Source organism: Rhizobium arsenicireducens (assembly GCF_964021225.1).
Genome location: NZ_CAXHYK020000001.1, coordinates 1124232 through 1147422 on the forward strand (window position 1 = coordinate 1124232; position 23191 = coordinate 1147422).

16 protein-coding genes, 1 pseudogene and 1 riboswitch are annotated in these 23191 nt (G+C 62.5%); of the genes and pseudogenes, 9 read left to right on the forward strand and 8 right to left on the reverse strand.

Annotated elements, in window-relative coordinates; translation table 11 throughout:
- Positions 1-33: 33 nt before the first annotated feature.
- The 3 genes from ACWPVA_RS05295 to ACWPVA_RS05305 all read left to right on the forward strand — a co-directional run bounded on the left by ACWPVA_RS05295 (position 34) and on the right by ACWPVA_RS05305 (position 3940).
- Positions 34-867, forward strand: coding sequence for a TolB family protein (locus ACWPVA_RS05295; protein ID WP_454286684.1), 834 nt, complete (start codon positions 34-36; stop codon positions 865-867).
- A gap of 43 nt (positions 868-910) precedes the next feature.
- Positions 911-1134, forward strand: a riboswitch (cobalamin riboswitch).
- 46 nt (positions 1135-1180) lie between these two features.
- A complete protein-coding gene (bluB, locus tag ACWPVA_RS05300) occupies positions 1181-1882 on the forward strand; it encodes a 5,6-dimethylbenzimidazole synthase (RefSeq protein ID WP_454286685.1) in 702 nt (233 codons plus the stop codon).
- A gap of 180 nt (positions 1883-2062) precedes the next feature.
- On the forward strand, positions 2063-3940 hold the full coding sequence (locus ACWPVA_RS05305) for a methyl-accepting chemotaxis protein (protein ID WP_454286686.1): 1878 nt from the start codon (positions 2063-2065) through the stop codon (positions 3938-3940).
- Between the two features lie 102 nt (positions 3941-4042).
- Here ACWPVA_RS05305 and ACWPVA_RS05310 read toward each other — a convergent pair whose 3' ends face one another.
- The 5 genes from ACWPVA_RS05310 to ACWPVA_RS05330 all read right to left on the reverse strand — a co-directional run bounded on the left by ACWPVA_RS05310 (position 4043) and on the right by ACWPVA_RS05330 (position 9629).
- A complete protein-coding gene (locus ACWPVA_RS05310; RefSeq protein ID WP_454286687.1) occupies positions 4043-5101 on the reverse strand; it encodes a DUF2865 domain-containing protein in 1059 nt (352 codons plus the stop codon).
- Positions 5102-5287: 186 nt separating this feature from the next.
- Positions 5288-5929: an acyl-homoserine-lactone synthase gene (locus ACWPVA_RS05315; protein WP_454286688.1), complete on the reverse strand. Its 642-nt coding sequence runs from the start codon at positions 5927-5929 to the stop codon at positions 5288-5290.
- Between the two features lie 127 nt (positions 5930-6056).
- Positions 6057-6803 (reverse strand): helix-turn-helix transcriptional regulator, encoded by a 747-nt coding sequence (locus ACWPVA_RS05320; protein ID WP_454286689.1) that lies wholly within the window; start codon positions 6801-6803, stop codon positions 6057-6059.
- A gap of 150 nt (positions 6804-6953) precedes the next feature.
- On the reverse strand, positions 6954-9260 hold the full coding sequence (locus ACWPVA_RS05325; protein WP_454289533.1) for an NADP-dependent malic enzyme: 2307 nt from the start codon (positions 9258-9260) through the stop codon (positions 6954-6956).
- 183 nt (positions 9261-9443) lie between these two features.
- The gene (locus tag ACWPVA_RS05330; RefSeq protein WP_454286690.1) at positions 9444-9629 is read right to left on the reverse strand and encodes a lipoprotein; all 186 of its coding nucleotides are present in this window, start codon (positions 9627-9629) and stop codon (positions 9444-9446) included.
- Positions 9630-9880: 251 nt separating this feature from the next.
- Here ACWPVA_RS05330 and ACWPVA_RS05335 point away from each other — a divergent pair, with 251 nt between their 5' ends.
- The 6 genes from ACWPVA_RS05335 to ACWPVA_RS05360 all read left to right on the forward strand — a co-directional run bounded on the left by ACWPVA_RS05335 (position 9881) and on the right by ACWPVA_RS05360 (position 15583).
- Positions 9881-10447 carry a TetR/AcrR family transcriptional regulator gene (locus tag ACWPVA_RS05335; RefSeq protein ID WP_454286691.1) on the forward strand — a complete coding sequence of 189 codons (567 nt, stop codon included), beginning with the start codon at positions 9881-9883 and terminating at the stop codon, positions 10445-10447.
- Positions 10448-10548: 101 nt separating this feature from the next.
- Complete coding sequence (locus tag ACWPVA_RS05340) at positions 10549-11397, forward strand: UDP-2,3-diacylglucosamine diphosphatase (protein WP_454286692.1); 849 nt, start codon at positions 10549-10551, stop codon at positions 11395-11397.
- A gap of 190 nt (positions 11398-11587) precedes the next feature.
- The gene (locus tag ACWPVA_RS05345; RefSeq protein ID WP_454286693.1) at positions 11588-12736 is read left to right on the forward strand and encodes an MlaE family lipid ABC transporter permease subunit; all 1149 of its coding nucleotides are present in this window, start codon (positions 11588-11590) and stop codon (positions 12734-12736) included.
- An 8-nt stretch (positions 12737-12744) separates the two neighbouring features.
- On the forward strand, positions 12745-13566 hold the full coding sequence (locus ACWPVA_RS05350; RefSeq protein ID WP_454286694.1) for an ABC transporter ATP-binding protein: 822 nt from the start codon (positions 12745-12747) through the stop codon (positions 13564-13566).
- Positions 13566-14936 carry an MlaD family protein gene (locus ACWPVA_RS05355; RefSeq protein WP_454286695.1) on the forward strand — a complete coding sequence of 457 codons (1371 nt, stop codon included), beginning with the start codon at positions 13566-13568 and terminating at the stop codon, positions 14934-14936. The genes ACWPVA_RS05350 and ACWPVA_RS05355 overlap by 1 nt, the downstream gene beginning before the upstream one ends.
- Before the next feature lie 59 nt (positions 14937-14995).
- Positions 14996-15583 (forward strand): ABC-type transport auxiliary lipoprotein family protein, encoded by a 588-nt coding sequence (locus ACWPVA_RS05360; protein WP_454286696.1) that lies wholly within the window; start codon positions 14996-14998, stop codon positions 15581-15583.
- Positions 15584-15597: 14 nt separating this feature from the next.
- Here the strand turns inward: ACWPVA_RS05360 and ACWPVA_RS05365 are convergent, their stop codons facing one another.
- From ACWPVA_RS05365 to ACWPVA_RS05375, 3 genes and pseudogenes are all read right to left on the reverse strand, one after another.
- Positions 15598-16536, reverse strand: coding sequence for an IS110 family transposase (locus tag ACWPVA_RS05365; protein WP_454286697.1), 939 nt, complete (start codon positions 16534-16536; stop codon positions 15598-15600).
- Between the two features lie 635 nt (positions 16537-17171).
- Positions 17172-20777 carry an apolipoprotein A-IV repeat region-like domain-containing protein gene (locus ACWPVA_RS05370; protein WP_454286698.1) on the reverse strand — a complete coding sequence of 1202 codons (3606 nt, stop codon included), beginning with the start codon at positions 20775-20777 and terminating at the stop codon, positions 17172-17174.
- Between the two features lie 55 nt (positions 20778-20832).
- Positions 20833-22726, reverse strand: a pseudogene (locus tag ACWPVA_RS05375) (hypothetical protein); the annotation flags it as partial.
- Positions 22727-23191 lie beyond the last annotated feature (465 nt).

Genomic DNA, 23191 nt, shown 5'->3' on the forward strand with positions numbered 1-23191 from the left:
TCCCAGCGTCTGCGGCCTGACGAGGGCGAAGCGATGCGCAGTTCCGTCGAGATCTACAGTATCCGCAGCCGCACGCACCGCGTGGTCTGGCAGTCGGATCAACTGGTCGAGGCACCCAACTGGAGCCCGGACGGCGCATCGCTGATCATCAACGGCGACGGTCTGCTCTATCGCCTGCCGGTGGATGGCAGTGCCGCGCCGCAGCAAATTGATACCGACTTCGCCACCGACTGCAATAACGACCACGGCATTTCACCCGACGGCCGATGGCTCGTGGTGTCGGACAAGGTGGAGCACGGCAAATCCTGCATCTACATCCTGCCGGTCGAGGGCGGCGAGCCGCGTCAGGTCACGCAGAATATGCCCTCCTACTGGCACGGCTGGTCACCGGACGGCCGGACGCTGGCCTATTGCGGCATTCGCGACGAGATCTTCGACATCTACACGATCTCCGTCGATGGCGGGGAGGAGGCCAGGCTCACCTTCGGCGAGGGGCGCAACGACGGTCCGGACTATTCGCCGGACGGGAAATGGATCTATTTCAATTCCAGCCGCTCGGGGCGGATGCAGATCTGGCGCGTGCCCTCCGAAGGCGGGGCGGCCGAGCGGATCACCGACAGTGCCTTCGGTGACTGGTTCCCGCATCCCTCGCCGAAGGGCGACAAGGTCCTGCTTTTGTCCTACGGCCCGGATGTCTTTGACCATCCACGCGATCTTGACGTGCGGCTGCGCCTCCTGGATGCGGACGGCGGAAATCTGGAGACATTGTTCGAACTGTTCGGCGGGCAGGGCACGATCAACGTCCCGTGCTGGTCGCCGGATGGCGAGGAGATCGCCTACGTGCGCTATTTTCCGACAGCCGGGTGACCTTGCCGCGCGTCGGGCCGCTTGCCTTGCGAGCCACGATCTGTAGTAACTATCCGCGTCAGGTGCCTGCCTTTCACGGCGGGAGAATCGGGAATTCGGTGCGGCGCCATGCCAAGTCCGGAACGTGCCCAACGCTGTGACGGGGACGGCCGCCGCCGGGAAGGATCTGGAATCCTTTCAGTGATTTGCCACTGGTTGTTCAACCGGGAAGGCAGGGGCGGCCGGAGGATCCGGAGTCAGAAGACCGGCCTGACACGATAGGCTTTGCCCGCGCGGACGGCGGGCGGTCGTGCGCATTGTTGGGGATATGACGATGCACGATGAACCGAACGACCATCTCGTCCGGGCTGGCGCCTTTTCGAGCGAAGAGCGCGAGGCCGTCTACCGGGCGATCCGTACCCGCCGTGACGTGCGCGACCAGTTCCTGCCAGATCCGTTGCCGGAAGAGCTGATCGCGCGCCTTCTGGAGGCTGCCCATGCGGCGCCTTCTGTCGGCTTCATGCAGCCGTGGAATTTTCTCGTGGTGCGGGACGCCACGCGCCGGGAGGCGGTGTGGCGTGCCTTCGCCAAGGCCAATGGCGAGGCGGCCGAATTGTTTTCGGGCGAGCGCCGCGACAGTTATATGCGACTCAAGCTGGAGGGGATCCGCAAGGCGCCAGTCGGCATCTGCGTCACCTGCGATCCGACCCGCGGCGGTCCTGTCGTGCTGGGGCGCACCCACAATCCGCGGATGGACAGCTATTCAACCGTCTGTGCCGTGCAGAACCTGTGGCTCGCGGCACGGGCCGAGGGTGTTGGCGTCGGCTGGGTCAGCATCTTTCACCAGGAGGACATCCGCGCCCTGCTTGGCATACCGGCCCATGTCGAGGTGATCGGCTGGTTCTGCATCGGCTATGTCGACCGGCTCTACGACCAACCGGAACTGGCGCTGAAGGGTTGGCGGCAAAAGCTGCCGCTCGAGGAGCTTGTCTTCGACGAAGTCTGGGGAAACCTGCGGCAGCCTGATGCGACGTAAGCTTTTGATCGTATTCTGCAGCAATGTCGCTCTCGACCGCTATGTTTAACATGCGTTAAATATCCTGGGCTAAAACTAGCCCTGCCTGGGAGTTCTCTCCACCAATTGCATGATGCAAGTATTGCGCACCGAATGGCTCGGTGAGGCTGTTTCCACTCTTCATAGGCAATTGGGGTCAACATGAATCTTCTCAAAATCCGCCTCGGCAAGGCTGTTTCGGCTGGCATTGGCGCTCTTGTGCTCGTCAGTGTCTCGGTGATTGCCATTTCCGATATAGCCGGTCAGCGGCAACTCGAGGCGGTCATTGGCCTTTACGAGGAAGAGAGTAAGGCCGGCATGCTGCTGCGCGAACTGATCGCCAGCCAGAAGGACGTGGAACTGGCGATCGTCAGCACTCAGGAATCCCTCACCGACATTTCGGCGACACAGGGCCTGGACGGCCTGGACGACGGCTTCCTGCTTGCTGAGCAGGAAGGAGCGCGCCTTGCCAAACTGATCGAGCGCATCAACGACCTGGCTGTCGCATTGCAGGCCCCCGAACTCGTTCCCGCCATGAAGCTACTCTCCGACCGCTATGGCGACTTTCATAAAGCAGGTGTCCAGATGGCCAATGCCTTCATCGCCGGCGGACCGGCGGAGGGCAACAGGCTGATGGGCGGCTTCGACGGCTTCTCCGATGCCCTTCAAAAGGAGATCGAGGCCACGGGCGCCATTGTCGCAGCGGTCGTGGATCGGGAGACGCGCAAGGCCGGGGCGGACATCACCGGGGCCCGCGAGCAGTCGCGTGACATGGCTTTCGTTCTGGCGGCGCTCGGCGTATTCGTGCTTGCCTGCGGTGTCGGGCTTGCAGTCTTCGTCATGCGCCGGCTGCTGAGCCCGCTCAACCGGGCAACCGCCGCCATGAACCGGCTGGCAGAGGGACATGTCGATGTGGAACTCGCCGGGGTCGACCGTGCCGATGAAATTGGCGATCTCGCCCGCGCGTTCAGGAACTTCCGCGAGAACCTCATCGCCCGTCGCGACGCCGAGGCAGAAGAACAGCGCAACCGCGACCGTGTCGCCGAGATCCAGTCGATGAGTGATGCGGAACGGATTGCCGAACTCAATCGTACCAAGACGGCAGTCGATGCCCTTGCTGAGGCCCTTGACCGGCTGGCGCAGGGGGATCTGGCGTCGCGGATCACCACGAGTTTCGACGGCGAATATGATCGCCTGCGGACGAATTTCAACCAATCGGCAGACCGGCTCCAGGCCGCCATGGTCGACATCACGGGCGTTTCGCACGAGATCCGCTCCAGCTCGGCCGAGATGCGGTCTGCTTCCGACGACCTTGCTCGCCGCACCGAACAGCAGGCTGCAGCCCTCGAGCAGACGGCTGCCGCCCTCAACGAGATTACCACGACGGTCACCAATTCGGCGGCGATCGCCGACAGTGCAAGCCGCAAGGTCGCGGAGGCCAACCGGCAGGCACAGCAGTCGGACCAGATCGTCCGCAACGCCATCGCCGCAATGGGCAATATCGAGGAGAGTTCGTCGCAGATCGGCAAGATCATTGGCGTCATCGACGAGATCGCCTTCCAGACCAACCTTCTCGCGCTGAACGCCGGCGTCGAGGCGGCCCGCGCCGGTGATGCCGGCAAGGGTTTTGCGGTCGTTGCCCAGGAAGTCCGCGAGCTTGCTCAACGTTCGGCCAATGCAGCGAAAGAAATCACCGCTCTGGTCGTGCGAGCGAGCGAGGCTGTCACCTCCGGCGTTTCGCTGGTCAACCAGTCGGGTGAGATCCTCAGCCTGATCCAGGCGAATGTCACGGAAATCAACAGCGACATCGGCGCGATCGTCACCGGAGCCCACGAACAGGCCACCGGCCTGTCTGAAATCAACGGTGCCATCAACCAGATGGATCAGGTGACCCAGCAGAATGCGGCCATGGTCGAACAGTCCACCGCTTCCGCCCACAAGTTGGCGCAGGAGGCAGAGGAACTCTTTACCCAGTTGGGGCAGTTCGAGATCGGCGGCGGTCGACGCGCATCGGTACCGGCTCGGGCCCGTGCCGCCTGAGGGTAATCCAGTCCGCGACAGAAACCAGGAAATGGCCGGGCTCTTGTCCGGCCGTTTCCGTTCATCGTCGGGTCAGACCAGCCATCAGCCGCGGGCTGGCGGCTATTGCTGGATCGGCTGAGGGCCGGGCAGGGCAGGTTTTCGCAGATCGATGTTTTTGGTCGTCGTCGGCAGGAAGGTCGGGCCAACCTGGCGTACGGAGGCGGCTTGCGGGTCGTAGATCCGCTCCGGCGGCTGTGATGCTGCCGGCGGAGAATACTGGTCCGGCGTCGAGTTATTCGAGCTGGATGGCCCGATCTCCAGAACAGCCTTGTCGTTGCCTCGGACGGATCTGCCTTGCACGCCCTGGTTCTGCATCCGGCGATGATAGGCGGCAAGATCGCAGCCGCAGGATGGGTCCTCGCCGCTTGGCCGGCTCAGGTATGCAAATGCGGTCGGCAGCATCCGATAGGGCCGGCCGGTCTCGGCGGAAACCATGTCGGCGCTCTCTTCGGTGCGCATGGCGTGGTAGTAGAGTTCCGTCTCAGTGTCAGGGCACATCTGCTCGCAGATCTGGATGTCGCGATGGAAGTTGAGCGGCGAGGTGTTCGACGAAATGGGGAAGAAAGCGCCGTCGCAGGTCCTGACGCACAGTGTCCGTAAGCTTCCATGCCTGGCATATGCCGGGAAGAGGCCGGACTGGTCGCCCTCTGCATAGTTTCCCGGTGCGGCGCCCGGGCGGGAAAAGCTGTGCGGCGAAGGCGCCGGCGTTTCAGGCTGATCTGTTTCATTGCAGTGGTTGGCTTCAAGTGCTGCCAGCAGTCGCTCCCGCACGGGATTGATGCCAGCGCCTCCGTGGCGCAGCGCGTCGCGCTTCTCGGATAGCATCCGTTTGTTGCTTTCCATGCGCGTCAGGGCCGCGGAGAGCTGTCGGCATTGGCTCGTTCCGTCGGCCCGATATTCAACGATGGCACCATCGCAGCGCAAGCGCCGCATGTCATAGCGTGCCTTGCGGATTTCAATGTTCTGTCGGGCAATGGCGCTGGCGTAGCGACGCATCTCGCTCGTGTCGGCGACGACTTCCGGCTGGGAGGCGAGTTGCAGGCGCAAATTCTCGCAGACCACCGAGGCCCGCGCCGCCATCGGCTGCAGGGTCAAGGTGACGGCAAGCGTCAACAGCAATCGTGTTCCGCGTCGGTGCAAGTCGCGTCCCCGTTCGGCGTGGTTCAACGTACGGATTACGTTGGAGGCCTAATAACACTTTCACTCTAGTTTGCGAGAGTGGAGGCGCCAATCAGGAACACGAATCTGTGTTAATGCCGAAGCGCCGCGGCAGGCGTAGCGCTTCGGCAAAGGGTTGAGGAGGGGTCAGGCGGCGCGTGCCGGTTCGAGAGCGGTCGGTTTGGCCAGCACAGGTCCGTCGATCTGTGCAACCGCCTTCATCCGCTGCAGCAGGTCCTGTGTCACCTCCCAGGCAACCGCGACAGCATAGACCGAGCCGATCTTGTGTGGTTCGGCAATGCGCTCGCCAGGACATCCCATCCGTCGGAACATGCGTTCCAGGAACACGTCCGTCACAGTGACGATATGGCTGAGACCGGAGGAGAGACCAAGCTCGCCGACGCCGCACATCAGTTCGGCCGCCGCGATGGTTACCTGGTTCGAGGCGCGGTCCTGCGAGATCTCCGGCTCGATGCAGAAGCGGCTCGATTCCCAGATCGCCCCGCTGCGGATCTGCGGGCGCCCGCCCAGGAGTATGGGGAAGGTGTCGTCGAGCATGTTGGGACCGAGCGTCGGCAGCAGCCGGAGCGACCCGCGCAACATGCCCTCAGGCGAATAGGACAGGACGTAGATGGGATTGGCATCGTCGTAGTGGTCGATTTCCCAGTCGTCCCTGACCGTCACGTCCCACTTGAGCAGATCGTGGAAGACGCGCTTGCGCAGCCGGTGCATGGCGGCGATTTCCTGGGGAAAGTCATTGCGATTGGCGCCAGTGATGATCCGGATCATTCCAGTCTCCCTTGTTTGTCGAGGCGACTGAAAGATGGCGAAGCGCGCAAAAATTGAAACTGTCGGTAGCGACAGGTCGCGATAATGCAATTATGGATTATATTGGGCGAAGCGAAGTTCAGGCCGCTCAGTGCAAGTCAGGGCCGGGGAGCAATCCGCGCCAGGCGGCCTCGGCCACCGCTTGGGTGTTGGACACGACATTCAGTTTTCGCCGGGCGTTCGACATAAAGTAGCGTACCGTGCGCTCTGTGATGCCGAGGATGACGGCGATTTCCCAGTAACTCTTGCCGGCCGCTGCCCAGTAGAGCGCCTGCCGCTCGCGCCGTGTGAGCCGCAGAGCGGCCCCTTCAACCGTTCGATCGGCGCGGTTTCCTTTGATCAGGGCGGCGTGGAATTCGATGGCCAGCGCCTGCAGGTCGCGATCATGGAGCCGACGGAACCGACCCCATTCGCAGGCTTCTGCGTCGATATGGATCGCCAGCAGGGCCTGCCGACCTTCGCGCGAGATCAGCGGATAGGCGACGCCGGTCGGACTTATGGCGAGGCTTGCGGCAATCTTGTCGAGGCCGTCGCGGGCGGGCGTTCCCGGGGGCAGGTGGTTCCAGTCAAAAGGTCGGATGGCCGCAAGCGCCTGACGCAGCGGCGGTTCGTAGACGTGCGGCCCGAGCGCACGCACTGTGCTCACCGCCGCCGGGTCGAAGGTGTGGCACAGGCGGTGTGGCTTTATGCCCCCCGGCGTGCAGACAGCGTCGATATACAAAAGGTGGTTGATCCCGAAGGCGACCTGCATTTTCTTGAAGAACAGGAGCGGGCGCACGACCTTCTGGTCCTGCAGCCAGTCCAGCACGTTGAAATAGCCGTCCTGGTTCGTCATTCCTGAAACCCTATAATAATACGGGCCAAGAGTGTTCGCCGAGGGCCGCGATGTCCAGCCGGTATTTCGGATGGTGGGCGGCCCGGTGAGGCCGCTTTATTTTGCATTGGGCCTCGCACTGCCGCGCACCAGCTGCAGGTCAGGACCTTATCAGTCCGGTTGCGACGCCTCTACGACGGCCAGCGCCGCCATGTTGACCACGCCGCGTGAGGTGACCGAGGTGGACAGGATATGCGCGGGCAAGGCAGCGCCGAGCAGGATCGGGCCGACATGCAGGGCATCCATCATCGTGCGGATAATGCCGAGCGAGATGTTGGCCGCATCAAGGTTCGGGAAAACCAGCAGATTGGCCTCGCCGGTCAGGGTGCTGTCTGGCATGGCGCGCTTGCGTAGGGCTTCGGACAGGGCCGATCCACCCTGCATCTCGCCATCGACCTCGAGTTCGGGCGCCTGGCTGCGGATGAGCACCAGCGCCTCACGCATCTTGCGGGCGCTTTCGGAATCGCGCGAACCGAAGTTCGAATGGGTGAGTAGTGCTGCGCGCGGCGTAATGCCGAAGCGGCGGATTTCCTGGGCCGCCAGAATCGCCATTTCGGCGACTTCGGCGGCAGAGGGATTGTAGGTGACGAAGGTGTCGGTGAAGAAGATCGCGCCACGCTGCGAGATCAGCAGGCTGAGGCCGGAAAAGGCCCGGACGCCGGGCTTTTTGCCGATGATCTGGGCGACGTCTCGCAGATGCCGGTCGAAGCGGCCTTCGACCCCACAGATCAGGGCGTCGGCGTCGCCGCGTCGGACCGCGAGCGCGCCGATCACGGTGCTGTTCGTGCGCACGATGGTACGGGCGGCCTCGGGGTTGATGCCAGCGCGGCCGACCAGCGTGAAATAGTCCTCTACATAGTCGCGATAGCGCGGATCGTCCTCCGGGTTCACCAGATCGAAATCGACGCCCGGACGGATGCGAAGGCCGAAGCGCTGGAGGCGGCTCTCGATGATGTGCGGGCGGCCGATCAGGATCGGCTTGCCGCTGCCTTCCTCGAGCAGGACCTGGGCGGCGCGCAGCACGCGCTCGTCCTCGCCCTCGGCGAAAATCACGCGCTTTTCGGATGCCTTCTTCGCCGCTGCAAAGATAGGCTTCATGACGAAGCCGGAGCGGAAGACGAAGCGGTTCAACTGATCGAGATAGGTATCGTAGTCGGCGATCGGCCGGCGGGCGACGCCGCTTTCCTCGGCCGCCTTGGCAACGGCGGGTGCGATGCGCAGGATGAGGCGCGGGTCGAAGGGCGAGGGGATCAGGTAGTTCGGGCCGAAGGTCGGGGACTCGCCGGAATAGGCGCGGGCGGCGACTTCGGAAATCTCTTCGCGGGCAAGGGCTGCGATGGCGCGCACGGCCGCCATCTTCATCTCCTCGTTGATCGTGGTTGCGCCGCAGTCGAGCGCGCCCCGGAAGATGTAGGGGAAGCAGAGGACATTGTTGACCTGATTCGGGAAGTCGGAACGTCCGGTGCAGATCATTGCGTCGGGACGCGCTGCACGGGCGAGGTCCGGCATGATCTCCGGCGTCGGGTTGGCAAGTGCCATGATCAGCGGCTTTTCAGCCATTCTCGCCAACAATTCGGGCTTCAGGACGCCAGCGGCCGAGAGCCCGAGGAAGACGTCTGCGCCATCGATCGAGTCGGCCAACGTGCGCTTGTCGCTCTCTTGCGCATAGACGGATTTCCAGCGGTCCATCAGCACTTCCCGGCCGACATAGACCAGGCCCTCGATGTCGTGCACCCAGATGTTCTCGCGCCGCGCGCCGAGGATGACCAGAAGATTGAGGCAGGCGAGCGCCGCCGCGCCGCCGCCGGAGGCGACGATCTTGACGTCCTCGATGTTCTTGCCGGCCAGTTCCAGCCCGTTGAGAATCGCGGCGGCGACGATGATTGCTGTGCCGTGCTGATCGTCATGGAAGACCGGGATATTCATCCTGTCGCGCAATTGCTGCTCGACCTCGAAGCATTCCGGCGCCTTGATGTCCTCGAGATTGATGCCGCCGAAGGTGGGTTCAAGGGCGGAAATGGTCGAAACCATCGAGTTGACCGTCATGGCGTCGATTTCGATGTCGAAGACGTCAATGCCGGCAAACTTCTTGAATAGAACCGCCTTGCCTTCCATCACCGGCTTGGAGGCGAGCGGGCCGATATTGCCGAGGCCGAGGACGGCTGTGCCGTTGGAAATGACGGCGACCAGATTGGCGCGTGCGGTGTAGTCGGCCGCAGTGTCTGGTTCATCCCGTATGGCCAGACAAGGGGCAGCGACGCCGGGCGAATAGGCAAGCGCGAGGTCGCGCTGGTTTCCCAGCGGCTTGGTCGCCTGGATCTCCATTTTCCCCGGTCGCGGATAGCGATGGTAGAAAAGTGCCTGTTCGTCGAGGTCGGCCGTGGCGGCTGCCGGCTTGGTCTGGTCGTTGGTGTCCATGTTTATCGTATCCGGTTCGTTCACTGCTGTGCATTCCTGCATACACCAAATGAACCGGACTGGGAGTACCCGGTCACTGCGCGCACCGATTTTGTCGGGTGCAATGCCTGCCGACAGATGGAAAAGGCCCGGCGGGGGAGCGCCGGGCCTGCCTTCAGTCGCGCCTCAATAGCATTGGTGCGCTCAGATGGAGGGCGACACGATCGATGGTTGAGTCGTGCCACGGTAGCCGTATTTCGACTTGGCGCACTCCTCGGGGGAAAGGCGGGCATATGCACAAGCAGCCTGCTTCTCATTGGCCGGGCGGGTTGTCTGCGAGCAGCCCGCGAGAGCGGCGGTTACAAGCAAGGCGACGAGAATCTTTTCCACGATCTGTACTCCTGGGTGGATGGCTCGATGCTGTCGAATGCATTGCATCGGCCGCTTGGGAAGTGAACGAATATGATCTATATTGAACACATATGTTCAAATGTCAACAACGTCGTTATATGATGCAACGGGATGATCAATGGTCGGCCGCAGGCCTTGGCTTAGGGCCGCTTGATGGGCTACGAAGAATGGATTCATGAGGGAGTGCGACCGTGAAGTCTGTCGTCCAATGCCGCATCCATGAGGCAGCGATGCGCCTGTTCGCCCGATTGGGCGTGTGCCGGGTGAACGTCAGCGATCTTGCCGAGGAGGCGGGCGTCGCACGCGGTACGATCTACAACGCCATTCCCAACCCGGACCGCCTGTTTGAGGAGGTCGCCGGCGATCTCGCGGGTGAGATGCAGGAACGTGTGCGAGCAAGTATCGACGGCCTTGCCGATCCGGCATGTCGCCTTGCCTGCGGCATCCGGCTTTTCATTCGGCGGGCCCACGAAGAGCCGCAGTGGGGCCGTTTCATCGTGCATTTTGGCTTCAGCAACAAGTCGCTGCGTGGATTGTTGACCGCCTCGCTGGCGGATGAAATGGCAAAGGCGATCGAAAACGGTCGCTACGCAATTGCCCCGGATCAGGTCACGGCGATGGTCGCCGCGATCGGAGGCGCAACCCTGTCAGGGATGATGCTGGTTCAGGAAGGCTACAAGAGCTGGCGCGACGCCGGCAGCGAGGTGGCGGAACTCATGCTCGTGGCGCTTGGGATCGAGCGCACGGAGGCGGCGGAGATTGCCCGGTGTGAACTGCCGCAGCTGGGGCCGGCCTGACGGCACGCTGTCAGGCGCGGATTTGCGGGCTGTCATGTTCCTGAAATACGAGTCTGATTTGAAAAAAGGGCAAAGGCTCGTCAAGCGAGAGGCCCAAGACCGTGAATACAGATTCGGAAATTCGTCACTTCAGAACCCTGTTCATTTCCGACGTGCATCTCGGTTCCAAGGCGGCCAAGGCAGACTTCCTGCTGGATTTCCTGCGAACCCACGAGGCCGAGACGATCTTTCTCGTCGGCGATATCGTCGACGGCTGGCGGTTGAAGCGAAGCTGGTACTGGCCGCAGGATTGCAACGATGTCGTCCAGAAGCTCTTGCGCAAGGCGCGCAAGGGCACCCGCATCGTCTACATCCCGGGCAATCACGACGAATTCCTGCGGGGCTTTCCCGGCACGCATTTCGGTGGCATCGAGGTGGCCGAGCGGATGATCCACGAGACGGCCGATGGCAAGAGATACCTGGTGCTGCATGGTGATGAATTCGACGTTGTGGTGCGCAACGCTCGCCTCGTCGCCTATCTCGGCGACTGGGCCTATGATATGGCGATCAACATCAATATCCTGCTTGCCGCCATCCGCCGCCGTCTCGGAATGCCCTACTGGTCCTTTTCGGCCTGGGCCAAGTTGCAGGTCAAGCAGGCGGTCAATTTCATCGGTGAATTCCAGAGGGTTGTCGCCGAGGAGGCCCGGCGCAATGACGTTCACGGCGTGATTTGCGGGCATATTCATCACGCGGTGATGGAGGACATCGACGGCATTCACTACGTTAACACCGGCGACTGGGTTGAGAGCTGTACCGCGATCGCCGAGCATCCCGACGGACGGTTGGAGCTGATTTCCTGGGGCCACCGCATCGGCGCGTCTGCGAGTACGATCGCTCCTCTTGCCCTGCCGCGTCCGGTGGCGCTTGGCGCAGCGACGGCCAAGGAAAAGGATGCTCAGGCGGCCTGACCTATCCTGCGCGCAGCGCTGTTGTAAGTTCTACGTGGAAGCTGTGGCTTCGGGGTGACTGGTCCCGATAAACGCTTTCTTAAGGATTTCATTGCCGGCCCGTGTGGCTATACTGCGCCTTCAAGTGATTTGCGCCGCTGCCCGGTCTGGGGCGGCTCACGTTGCGCAGGCCGGGGAAGTTGTCAGAACATTGAAGTCCGTACACCCAGAAAGCGCCGCGATTAACATCGACGAACTGTCGAGCGAGAGGCACTGCCTGCGCCTGTCCGGCGCGTGGCGCAACAACAGCCTTGGTGTGCTGCTGCAGAATAATGGCCGACTGGTTCCGGCGGATGCAAGCAAGTCGTTCGAGATCGATCTGAGTGGCGTATCGGACATGGACATGGCGGGTGCCTGGCTCCTGCGCCGCTTTGTTGCAGCTCGCAAGAAGGAAGGCACCGAGGTCACGCTGACTGGCGGAACGCCTGCGATGCGGGAACTGCTGCGCGTTCTTCCCGAGGACGTCAAGCGTCCACCCCCGCCGCCGGCCAAGGGGCCGCTGTTCCAGCGGATGTTTGCGCCAGCAGGCAAGGTCATTGTCGATCTCTGGCTCGATGTCGTGGCGATGATGTTCGTCCTTGGGTCTGCGGTGCACGGAGCCCAGACCAAGCTCGGACGCGCCAGTGGCATCTCGCCGGCATCGGTCGTCAACCAGATGGACCATATGGGTGTCCGGGCGGTGCCGATCGTTGCCTTGATGTCCTTCCTCATTGGCGCGATCATCGCCCAGCAGGGCGCCTTCCAGCTTCGCTATTTCGGCGCGGAGATCTTCGTCGTCGACCTTGTCGGCATCCTGCAGTTACGCGAAATCGGCGTGCTGCTGACGGCGATCATGGTTGCAGGACGCTCGGGGAGCGCGATCACCGCTGAAATCGGTTCGATGAAGATGCGTGAGGAAATCGATGCCCTCAAGGTCATCGGCCTCAATCCGATCGGCGTGCTCGTCTTCCCGAGGCTTGTGGCGTTGACGATCGTCCTGCCCTTGCTGACCATCCTGGCCAACTTCTCCGCGCTTTACGGCGCGGCCCTGGTGGCGTGGAGCTATTCGGGGATCACCTTCGACGTGTTTACCACCCGCCTCCATTCGGCGGTCGACTATTCGACCGTTGCATCGGGTATGATCAAGGCACCGTTCATGGCGTTGATCGTCGGCATCGTCTCGGCGGTCGAGGGCATGAAGGTCGGCGGGAGCGCCGAATCGCTCGGCCGTCATGTCACGGCGGCCGTGGTGAAATCGATTTTCGTCGTCATCCTCGTGGATGCTCTGTTCGCCATGTTCTACTCGGCGATTGACTTTTGAGGGGCGGGATGGACGAACAGACGCAGGTGGCGGACGAGCGTGAAAAGGTGTTGTCGGTCAAGGGACTGACGGTCGGTTTCGGCAGCAAGATCGTGCTCGAAAACCTCGATCTCGATATCTATCGCGGCGAGATCCTCGGCTTCGTCGGAGCGTCCGGCGCCGGCAAGTCGGTGTTGATGCGAACGGTGCTGCGGCTCTTGCCCCGCCGGTCGGGAAAGATCGAGATCCTTGGCTCAGATTATGACACGGTCAATGAACGCGAGCGCATGGAACTCGACACACGGCTCGGCGTCCTGTTCCAGCAAGGCGCGCTGTTTTCGGCGCTCACAGTCAAGGAAAACATCCAACTGCCGATGCGCGAATATCTCGAGTTGCCGCAATGGATGATGGACGAACTCGCCTATCTGAAGCTCGATCTCGTCGGCCTTGAGCCCGATGCGGCGGACAAATACCCGTCCGAACTTTCTGGCGGCATGATCAAGCGGGCAGCCCTTGCACGCGCCCTGTCACTCGATCCGGATCTTGTCTTCCTCGACGAGCCGACCTCCGGTCTCGACCCGATCGGCGCGGCCGAATTCGATGAGCTGATCGCAAGACTGCGCGACACGCTGGGCCTGACCGTCTATATGGTGACCCACGACCTCGACAGCCTGTTTTCGGTCTGCGACCGCATCGCCGTTCTTGGGCAAAAGCGCGTCTTGGTAGAAGGCAGCATAGACGATATGCTCGCCAGCGAGGATCCGTGGGTCAAATCCTATTTCAGGGGCAAGCGGGCCCGTTCCATTCCACGGCCGGCGAACCCGGCAAAATCCGGTAGAGTAACTGACTGATGGAAACCAAAGCCAATTACGCGATCGTCGGATTTTTTGCGGTACTTGTCATCGCAGCCGCCTTCGGCTTCGTCTTCTGGATGGCCGAATACGGCCGCGGAGGGACGCTCGCGCCGCTCACGATCCGTATCCCAGGCTCGGCCAACGGGCTCAGCATCGGTTCGCCGGTCCGCTTCAACGGCATTGCCGTCGGTTCTGTTCGGAGCCTCTACATCGACAAGGATGATCCGCAGTTCTCCGTGGCTTTTACCGAGGTGCGCGCCGATGCGCCGGTCACCGCCTCGACGAAAGCGGTGCTTGAGATCCAGGGCTTGACCGGGGCGGCCTATATCGAACTGTCCGGCGGTAGTGCGACGGACGAAAACATCCTGGCCAAGGCACTCGACACGGGCGAGCCCGCGGTGCTTCTGGCCGACCAGTCGAGCGTCACCAACCTCCTGGCGACTGCCGACAAGATCCTCAAGCGGGCGGATGATGCGATCGGGCAGTTGCAGGGCTTTATCACCGACGCCCGTGACCCGTTGACCAATACGGTGAAGAACGCCGAGACTTTCTCCAAGTCGCTGGCCGACAATGCCGATGGTATCGACAAGTTCCTGCAAAGCGTCAGTGCGCTGTCGGATTCGGTCTCCGGCCTGTCCGGCCGGCTCGACTCGACGCTCGGCGCGGCCGAGAGCCTGTTCAAGGCGCTCAATTCGGAGAAGATCGACAAGATCCTCACCAATACCGAGGCCTTCACCGGCAATTTCGCCGATGCCTCCGACCAGATCGGTCCGGCCATCGAGACTTTCCGCGATACGGCATCGACCTTCCAGAAATTTGGCGAGAATGCCGACAAGACCTTGGCCAGGGTCGACGAGATCTTCATGGCCGTCGATGCCCAGAAGATCAGCAAGGTGATGGACGACGTCTCGGTCGCTTCCGCCGACGCCCGCGAAGCGATCAGCGGATTCAAGGACCTGAGCCAGAGCATTACCGACCGGACCCAAGACATCGACCAGGCGATTACCGACTTTACCCAGCTTGCCAACAAGCTGAACAATGCCTCGGATCAGATCGACGGTATCCTGACCAAGGTCGATGCCTTCCTCGGCTCGGGTGAGGCGGATTCGCTCAGCGCCGAGGCCCGCAATACGCTGGTATCGATCCGCGGCGCCGCCGACAACCTGAATTCAAGGATCGGCCCGATCGCCGACAATCTGGCGCGCTTCTCCAATACCGGGCTCAGGGACATTCAGTCGCTCGTAACCGATACGCGCCAGACGGTGCGTGGTCTCAACGATGCGATTACCAATTTCGATCGCGATCCGCAGCGCCTGCTGTTCGGCGGGGAAAACGTCAAGCAATATGACGGGCGGACGCGCCGATGAAGCTCATCACCGCAATGGGCAAGGTTCAAATGGGGACAAGCGCGATGACGGCACATCGAATGACGGAATGGAGATCGGTGCTGCTTTTGTCGCTGCTGGTCGCGGGGCTCTCGGGCTGCGGCTCGAAAGCCACGAACGATACGTTCGCTATTACGGCGGCACCGGACGTCAGGAGCAGTGGACCGGTTCGTAGCCGGCAGTTGCTGGTCGCCGATCCCTCGGCGCTCAAGGCTCTGGACAGCGAGAATGTCCTCGTGCGCGTCTCGCCCTCCGAGATCCGCTATCTGTCGAATTCTCAGTGGAGCGACAAGCTGACACGGATGGTGCAGGCCAAACTGGTTGAAGCCTTCGAAAACACCGGCAAACTGGCCGGCGTCGGCAAGCCCGGGCAGGGGCTGGCCATCGACTATCAACTGATCAGCGACGTGCGCGCTTTCGAGGTCGACACGGTCGGGGCAGATCGTGGCGTCGTTGAGATCTCGGTCAAGCTGCTCAACGATCGCAACGGTACGGTGAAGTCGCAGAGGGTGTTCAGCGCCAGTGAAACTGCGACAGGCACATCGAACGAGGCCTATATCCGCGCCATGGACCGGGCCTTCGGACGCGTGAGCGCCGAGATCGTTGCCTGGACGCTGGCGCAACTCTAGAGTATCCGTTTTGATCAAGCGGGTTTTGGGATCCATTTCCTGTTGTTTCGCAGAAGTGCGTTTGCCAGGAGGATGAGCTTTCGCATGATGGCTGTAATGGCGACCTTGGGTGGCTTTCCTGTTTTGACGAGGTCGTCGTATTTTGCCTTGAGATCTGGGTTGAAGCGGCAAGCGACGAGGGCGGGCATGTAGAGCGCGTGGCGGACGATGGCCCTGCCGCCAGCAATGAAAGCGCGTCCGGTCCATCGTCCGGACTGGCGGCTCACCGGCGCAAGACCGGAGAGTGCGGCTGCGGCTTTCTCATCCAGTTCGCCCAGTTCAGGCATCTCGATGAGAAGTGTAAAAGCCGTGACCTGTGACACGCCCGGAATTGAGACGAGGATGTCGAACCTAGCCTTGCGGGATGCGTCCTCGGCAATCAAGGCCATGATGGCTTCGTCCACGGCCTTGATCTGGCGCTCGATCTGCCTGAGCCTTTCGACGTTGTGTTTCTTCAGCAGCGGGCTGGAAAGGTTCTTGGCCCTGTTCTTCGCGGCGGTCCTGTCTTTGACGAGCGCCAGCCGCGCCATATGCAACTCTTTCAGATCATTATGGTCTTGTGTATTGGCCTGCAGGATGCGCGGTTCAAGAAGCGTCCCGTAGCGGGCCAGCAGTTCGGCATCGATCCGGTCCGTCTTGGCAAGCCTGCCGGTGGCTTCGCAAAAGCGCCGGGCAAGGCGGGGATTGACCTTGGAGAGCGGCAAGCCATTTGCGGCCATGAAGCGCTCGAAGGCCTTGTGGTAGGGGCCGGTGGGTTCATAGACGATGCGCTCCACGCTCTTTGCGCCGATCCATTTGAGAATGGCCGCAAAACCCTTGCGGTCATTGCCCACCCTCAAGTTTTGACCGTCTGGCAGGCTGTGCAGGTCGATATGGTCTTTCGAGATGTCCGCGCCGATGGTAATATCCGTCATCTTTTCCGCCTCCTATGCTTGTCATCCGAGCCCGAAACTCGGGTATCCGTTCAGGACGATTGGAAAAGATGGGGGCGATCACACTCTAGCTCGGCCCGGCACTCGATGAATGGCGGCCTGCATTTCCACGATCCGTCCCCCATCGCCGGAAGAGGATGGCCGTCCTCTCCGGCGCTTCCTTATCTCACGAAGAAGCACAAATAGTCATAAGACAAGCGTTTCCTGTCTAGATTGAAGCATTCTGTTGGCTCAAACGGAGTCGGATGGTTGCCCGGCCGGCGCGCGTCGTAGCCACGCCCTACGGCCAAGCCGGCCGGGCGATCAGGCGGCCCGTTTCAGCCAACCCGAAGGGCCGGGCATCTTTCCGCCAGGGCAAAGACGATCGGCTCGGACGTACCAAGGGGTATGCCCTTCGCCAATCGCCTTTGCCCTGACAAAAACCTACTCCGGCAGAATGCTTCAATCTAGACAGGAAACGCTCTAAGGGCATCGTGCCGGTCTGGGCGGCACTACCGCTTGATCGCTCTCCCCCCATTCTCCTCAGCAATAAAAAGAGCCCCGGGCCATTCAGGCGCCGGGGCTCTTCGCTATGGTCATGCTGTCTGGACCGGCTTTGTGCGCCGGCGCCATGGGTCTCAGCTGAACCGGCCAGCTGCGTGGGCCAGCATGGTGTAAACCTTGCCGGTGTCCGAGGTCAGGTAGGACTGGGTCACGGTCTTGTCGCGGTCGGTGCGGGCGACGTCGCCGAGCAGCTTTTCGAAATCTGCGATGTAGCGGTCGACGGCGACGCGGAATTCCGGCTCGCGGTCATACTTGCGCTTGATCTCGTCGAAGGTCTGCTGCCCCTTCAGCGTGTAGAGACGACGGGTGAACACGTCGCGTTCGCCGCGCTGGTAGCGGCGCCACAGGTCGACAGAGGCGTCGTGGTCGATTGCGCGGGCAATATCAACCGACAGAGAATTCAGCGATTCCACCATGTGGCGCGGATTGCGGTTGTCGGTCTGGCGCGGAGCGGGCTGGGCATCGGCTGTCGGGCGCGGCGCTGCGGCGCGCGGGGCCGGGGCGGCAGTCCGTTCCTCCTGCTCGTCGCGCGAGGCACCACGCAGGAGGTCGCTGATCCAGCCACCGGAAGGAACGCCGGCGGCAGGAGCGGCGGCAGTCGGCGTCGGCGCAGGGTTGAGGCTTCCACGCAGTCCAAGCGCTTCCATCGGGCGCGCGGGTGCGGGCGCGGCAACTCTGGCGGGCGCCGGAGCCGCGACCGGCTGTTGGGCAACGGGAGCCGGAGCAGTGGCCGCCCTCGGGGCTTCTGCGGGCTTTGCTTCGGAAAGCTTGCGGGCGACCGGTGCGGAGATCTCAAGGACCTGGGTCGAGCGGCCAACCAGCTGCGAAATGTCCTGAAGCGCCTTTATCTGCTCGGACACGGCGCGGCGCATGGCGGCGGCACTTTCCTTGGCTTCTTCGGGAAGATCGAACGCGCCGCGCTTCAGTTCGCTGCGGGTCAGGTCCAGTTCCTTGCGGATGTCCTGTGCCGAGCGACGGATCTCGTCGGTCGCGCCGGCAAAGCGGCCAACGGCGTCATCGACCGCTTCACGCATGGCTTCGCGCAGATGGTTGGCGGCGCCGTCGGATTTGCGCCCGGCCTCGCCGAGCAGCTTGTCGACGTCGGAAAGCGAAGCGGACAGCCCGCCGCGCAGGCGGTCGGCCAAGTCGCCGGACCGCTTTTCGGCCTCGGAGAGTGTCTTTTCGATCGCGCGATTGGCATCTTCGCCGGCCGACATCAACGCACCGCGCATGTTGCCTGCCGTTGACAGTGCCTGCTTCTCGGTTTCGGACAGGATCTTGCCGATATCGGCAAAGGACGTCTGAATGCTCTGGCGCAGGTTTCCTGCGACCTGACCCGAGCGCTGTTCGGCGCGTTCGAAAGCGCCCTCGACCATGTTGCCGAGGTTCTGCATTGTCGTCTCGATTTCTTCCGAGCGCTTGACGAGACCGACGGCAAGATCGCGCAACGCCTGCTGGCGTTCCTCCAGCGTGCCGACGAGGTTGGATTGGGCGGCCGACAGCAGCTCAGAGGCCTGGCTCAGCACCTTCGAGTGGTCGCCAAAACGGCCGACGATTGAGGTGACCTGCGAGAGGGTCTCGCCGGAAACGGTGGACAGCCGCTCGAGCTTGCCGTCCAGCAGGCGACCCGAGGTCTGCAGCAGGTCCGCGGCCTTGGACGTGGATTCGGCAAAGCGCTCGGTGGTCTGGTTGAGATGGTTGTCCGCCGTCGCGATATTGGCGGCGACCTGCTCGATCATCGTGGCAAGGCCCGAGTTGCTTTCGCTGAGCCGCTCGATCAAACGGCTTGCACTCTCGGTCAGGCTGACCTCGGCCGCATCGATGGTTTCCGCGGCCTTGTCGGCGCGGCTGCTGATCGCCTCGACGATGGCATTGTTTTCGGCACGCAAGCGCTCGGCGCTGAGGGCTGCGGCTTCGGTGATCCGCTCGGCGGCGGTCCGGCCAGTCTCGGCATAGTCGGCGATGAGCGGGGACGCCTTCTCGTCGATCAGGCGCGACAGTTCCGCCGAACGCGAGGCGAGCATGGAATTGAGTTCACGGGTCCGCTCGTCGAGCACCGTGCGGATCGTGTTGCCACGCGCCTCAAGAGCCTTCTCGACGGCATCCATGGTCGAGGTGATTTCCGCGGTATTGCCGGAAAGCTGTTCGCGGATCGCCGCGGCGCGGGCTTCCAGGACCGAGCCGGCTTCGGACAGGGTGCCGGAAAGGACCGAAATCTGGTCGCCGACGAGGGTTTCCGCTTCGGCAACTTTCTTGGCGATGGCATCGCCGGCTTCCGAGAAGGTCTGTGCCACTGCAGCGGCCTGGCCGCTGAGACGGTTTTGTGTCTCGGAAATCCGATTGGCGAGATCCTGTGACTTTTCCTCGACCGTGCGGCTCAGCTCGGCAGTGCGTTCGCCAATCCGTTCGGCGAACTGCGCGCCGGTCTGGTTGAGCAGTTCGACGGAGCGCTGAGCTTCGCCGTCCAGTTCGCGGGCAGCATCCGCCACGGCGCCGCGCAGGGCGGAAGCGAGGCCCGCGGCCTTGCCTTCGATCGTGCGGTTGACGTTGTCGAGGCCGACATTGAGGGCGCGGTCCATGGTCGACAGGCGCTCGTCGATCTGAGCAGTGCGGCCGTCGAAGGTTTCTGCGACCTTCGCGGTTCCGTCGTCAAGCACGCGGGCGACGCGGTCGACAGCCTCGCCACCGACGCGCTCCAGATCGGAGACCTTCTCCGCGAGACGGCTGGCGAACGTCTCGCCGGCGTCGCCGACTTGGGTTTCAACCCCGTCGAGCCCGTTCTTGATGCGCTCCTCAAGGGTCTCCAGGCTGAGTTCAATGCGGCTGCTGGTGTCATCGAGGCGGGTCGACATGCCGCCGACCGACTGTTCGATGCGGCCGGAGAAATCCTCGGCGGTTCGGGTGATTTCGTTGGCGGCCTCGCTGAGTTGGCCGACAAGTGCGCCGGTGGTGCCCCGCAGGCGTTCATCGAGCGTCTTGCCGCTTTCGTCGATGGCGCGGCGAAGGGCTTCTTCACGTTCCTCAAGCGTCATTTCCAGCATGCCGGCGCTTGCGGCAATCGACGCGCCGATCGCGGTGCCCTGCTCGGCTAGAATCGTATCGAGTTGGCCGTGGGCGGTGCGCAGGGTCAGGTCGATGGCGTTTCCGCGCTCTTCGAGTGTCGCACGGATCCGTTCATGGGTGTCGGTCAGTTTGCCGTCGATGCCGGCAAGGCCGGTGGCGAGGGTCTCGCCGATACGGCCCGAACCTTCCCCGAGCGATTTTTCCAGCTGCTCGCCGGCGTGCTCCAGCGTGGAAGCGAGATAGGTGGCGTGTCCGGCCAGCGACAGGTCGAGCCGGTCCTGGTTTTCGTTATAGGCGCTGCGGATCGCCTCGGCCTTGTCAGCAAAGGCGGCTTCGATGCGTTTGTCTGCGTCGGCTACGGTGTCGATGATCGTCGCGGTGCGCCGGTCGAGGGCGTCGGCGAGGCGGTTTTCGGTGCCGGATACCGCCTCGATGATCGAGGAGGCGCGGCCGTCGAGCGTCTCGTTCGAGGCGCTGCTGGCCCAAGGCGAGCGTGGATGCGATCGCCTGATTGCGGCTGTCCAGAATGTCGGCGAGGCGGTCCTCCGTGCCGGATACGGCCTCGATGATCGAGGAGGCACGGCCGTCGAGCGTTTCGTCCAGACGCTTTTGCCCATTGGCCAAGGTATCGGCGATCTCGCGGCTCTTGGTGTCGAGGGTTTCGGCAAAGCGCTCCTGATTGCCTGAAAGCGCGTTGACGATGGTTTCGGCGCGTGTCGCAAGCGTTTCCTCGAAGCGCGACTGGTTGTCGGCGAGAGCCGAATAGAGGGCGCCACTGCGCTCTTCCATCACGGCGTCGATGCGCTTCTCGGCGTTTTCCAGGCTCTCGCTGAGCGACAGCGCGCGGGCCGACATGGCGTTTGCGATTTCCTGTGCGCGGGTGGAAAGCGCGTCGTCGATCAGTTCCTGACCGGTACCGACGGCGGTGGCAAGCGCGAAGGACTGGTCGGTCAGAGTTCGAGCCGAGGCGTTCGATGCTGGAGTTGAGGATGCCGTCGATCGCGTCGGAGCCGCCGGTGACCGTCTCGTTGATGCGGGCAAGGCTTTCCATCAACTTGCTGTCGAGCGAGCCTGCGCGCTGGTCGAAAGCGCTGGCGAATTCGGCGACGCGCTCGTCGAAGGCGGTATTGACAAGACCGATGGTCGCCTGGAGGCGATCCTCGAACAGGCCGGAGCGCAGGTCGAGGTCAACGATCGCATCGTCGGCGCTCGATTGCAGGCTCTGGCGGAAGGCGGCGCCCTTGTTGTCGAGTGTGGCATTAAGCTTGGCCAGGACGTCCTCGAGCGAACTGGTGATACCCTGTTCTCCGCTCGTCAGGCGTTCGGCGATTTCGCGGGTGCGCTCGGCGAGTGTCTCGTTAAGCTGACGGGCGCGTTCGCTGAGTGCCGTGTTGAGCTTTTCGGTATTGGCGTCGAGCGTCGAGGCGCGGGTCTCAAATTCACCGAGCAGTTCACGGCCGCGTTGCTGCAGCGTGCCGGTCAGTTGCTGCAGGCGGGTATCGAACTCGCTGGCAAGCGAGATGCCCGAAGCGCTGAGCGTTTGGACCAGGTTTTCGGTCTTGCTGGATAGCAGGCTGCCGATCGAGGTGGCGGCGGCATCCGACTTTTCCATGAGGGCGGCGGCGCGGGTATCGATCAGCGAGGCGAACGCCTCGCCCGAAGTGGCCAGGCGGACCGCGATCTCCTCGGTCGCCAGCGAGAGTTCTTCTTTCAGCTGTTCATGGGCGCCGACGATCGAACTGCGAATGCGCTCGGCATGATTGACGATCGCGTCGCGTTCCGAGCCGAGTTCATGGACGAGCCCGCGCACGCGCAATTCGTTGTCGGAATAGCTGCGCTCGAGCGCGTTCACTTCGGAATGCACCAGCGTCTCGAGTTCGGTGGCGCGCGCAATCGTGCGCTCGATGCCCTCGTTCATCGCCGAGACCTCGCGGCGTACGGCCTGGCCGACGGTCATGATGCGCTCGGAGGCAACCGTCTCAGGCTCTGCGAGGCGAAGGGCGACCTCCGCCATCGACCGTGCGGCATTGCGAAGGTCATGGGCTCGCGCCATCATGATGGCAAAGGCGAAGAACAGCATGACCGGAATGATGGTCCCGATGAAGATCGCGACCACGCCCGGCATTGCAACGACATCGGCCACGCTCGGCGCCTGCCAGATCTGGCTGCCGTAGAGAAGCTGGCTTAGGCCGACGGCGCCCAGGACCCATAGTGCCGAAACGATCGCGGCGTTGCGCATCGCGCTACGCATGGACGCACCTTCGAGGGTCTTCATGATAGCTGCCGGGCTGCGGCGCGAGGCGTCGTTGGCAGGCTCGAAGGCGGGTGCTCTCGGCGCCATTTCGGGCGCAAGCTCGCCGCCACGGGCCGGACGGCGGTCGGCCGGCTTCGTGGATGCGACGGGACGCTGGTTGCTGGACTCAGACACTTTGGCCTCCGGTGCGTCTGACGCCTGCCTGCCTTTGCCGGCTGACGTCTCCTCTTCGTCGAAATCGATCCTCAGAGCCGCTTCAAGCGCCTGGAACGCGCTGTCGTCAATCGACTCGACCGTCTTTTTGTTCGCCATAGGATTACGCCTCGTTACCAAGCCTATTGAGCCGTCTTGCCTGCTACCCTGGATCAATCGAGGCCGGGCATTTGGCAAAACCGCTTATTACGGGGATCCCATCCTGCCGCCACGCCAGATGGAATCTCCTTCGGAATACGCCACCGGAACTGCTCCAAATTATGAGCACGATGATTGTTTCCTATCACCATCCGGCTTGAGGGCAAAGGATTCCACCCCTTAGCCTTACCATGCGTATCGTAGTGACACATTCAGAATGCAGAGACAATTAAGTGGGGGCGGCATTCCTAACGCGCTGGGGAGATTGTTAACAGCATTTAAACTAAATTAGCGCCTGAAAAACCATATGGTTCCACCGTTTAGGCGTTGTTAACCATATCCTAAGTTTTTGCCGGGGCATCGCTCCCTATTTAACCGGAAATGGACGCTGTCGCCCGAAGGATGCAGGTATCACAAATAGCCTCA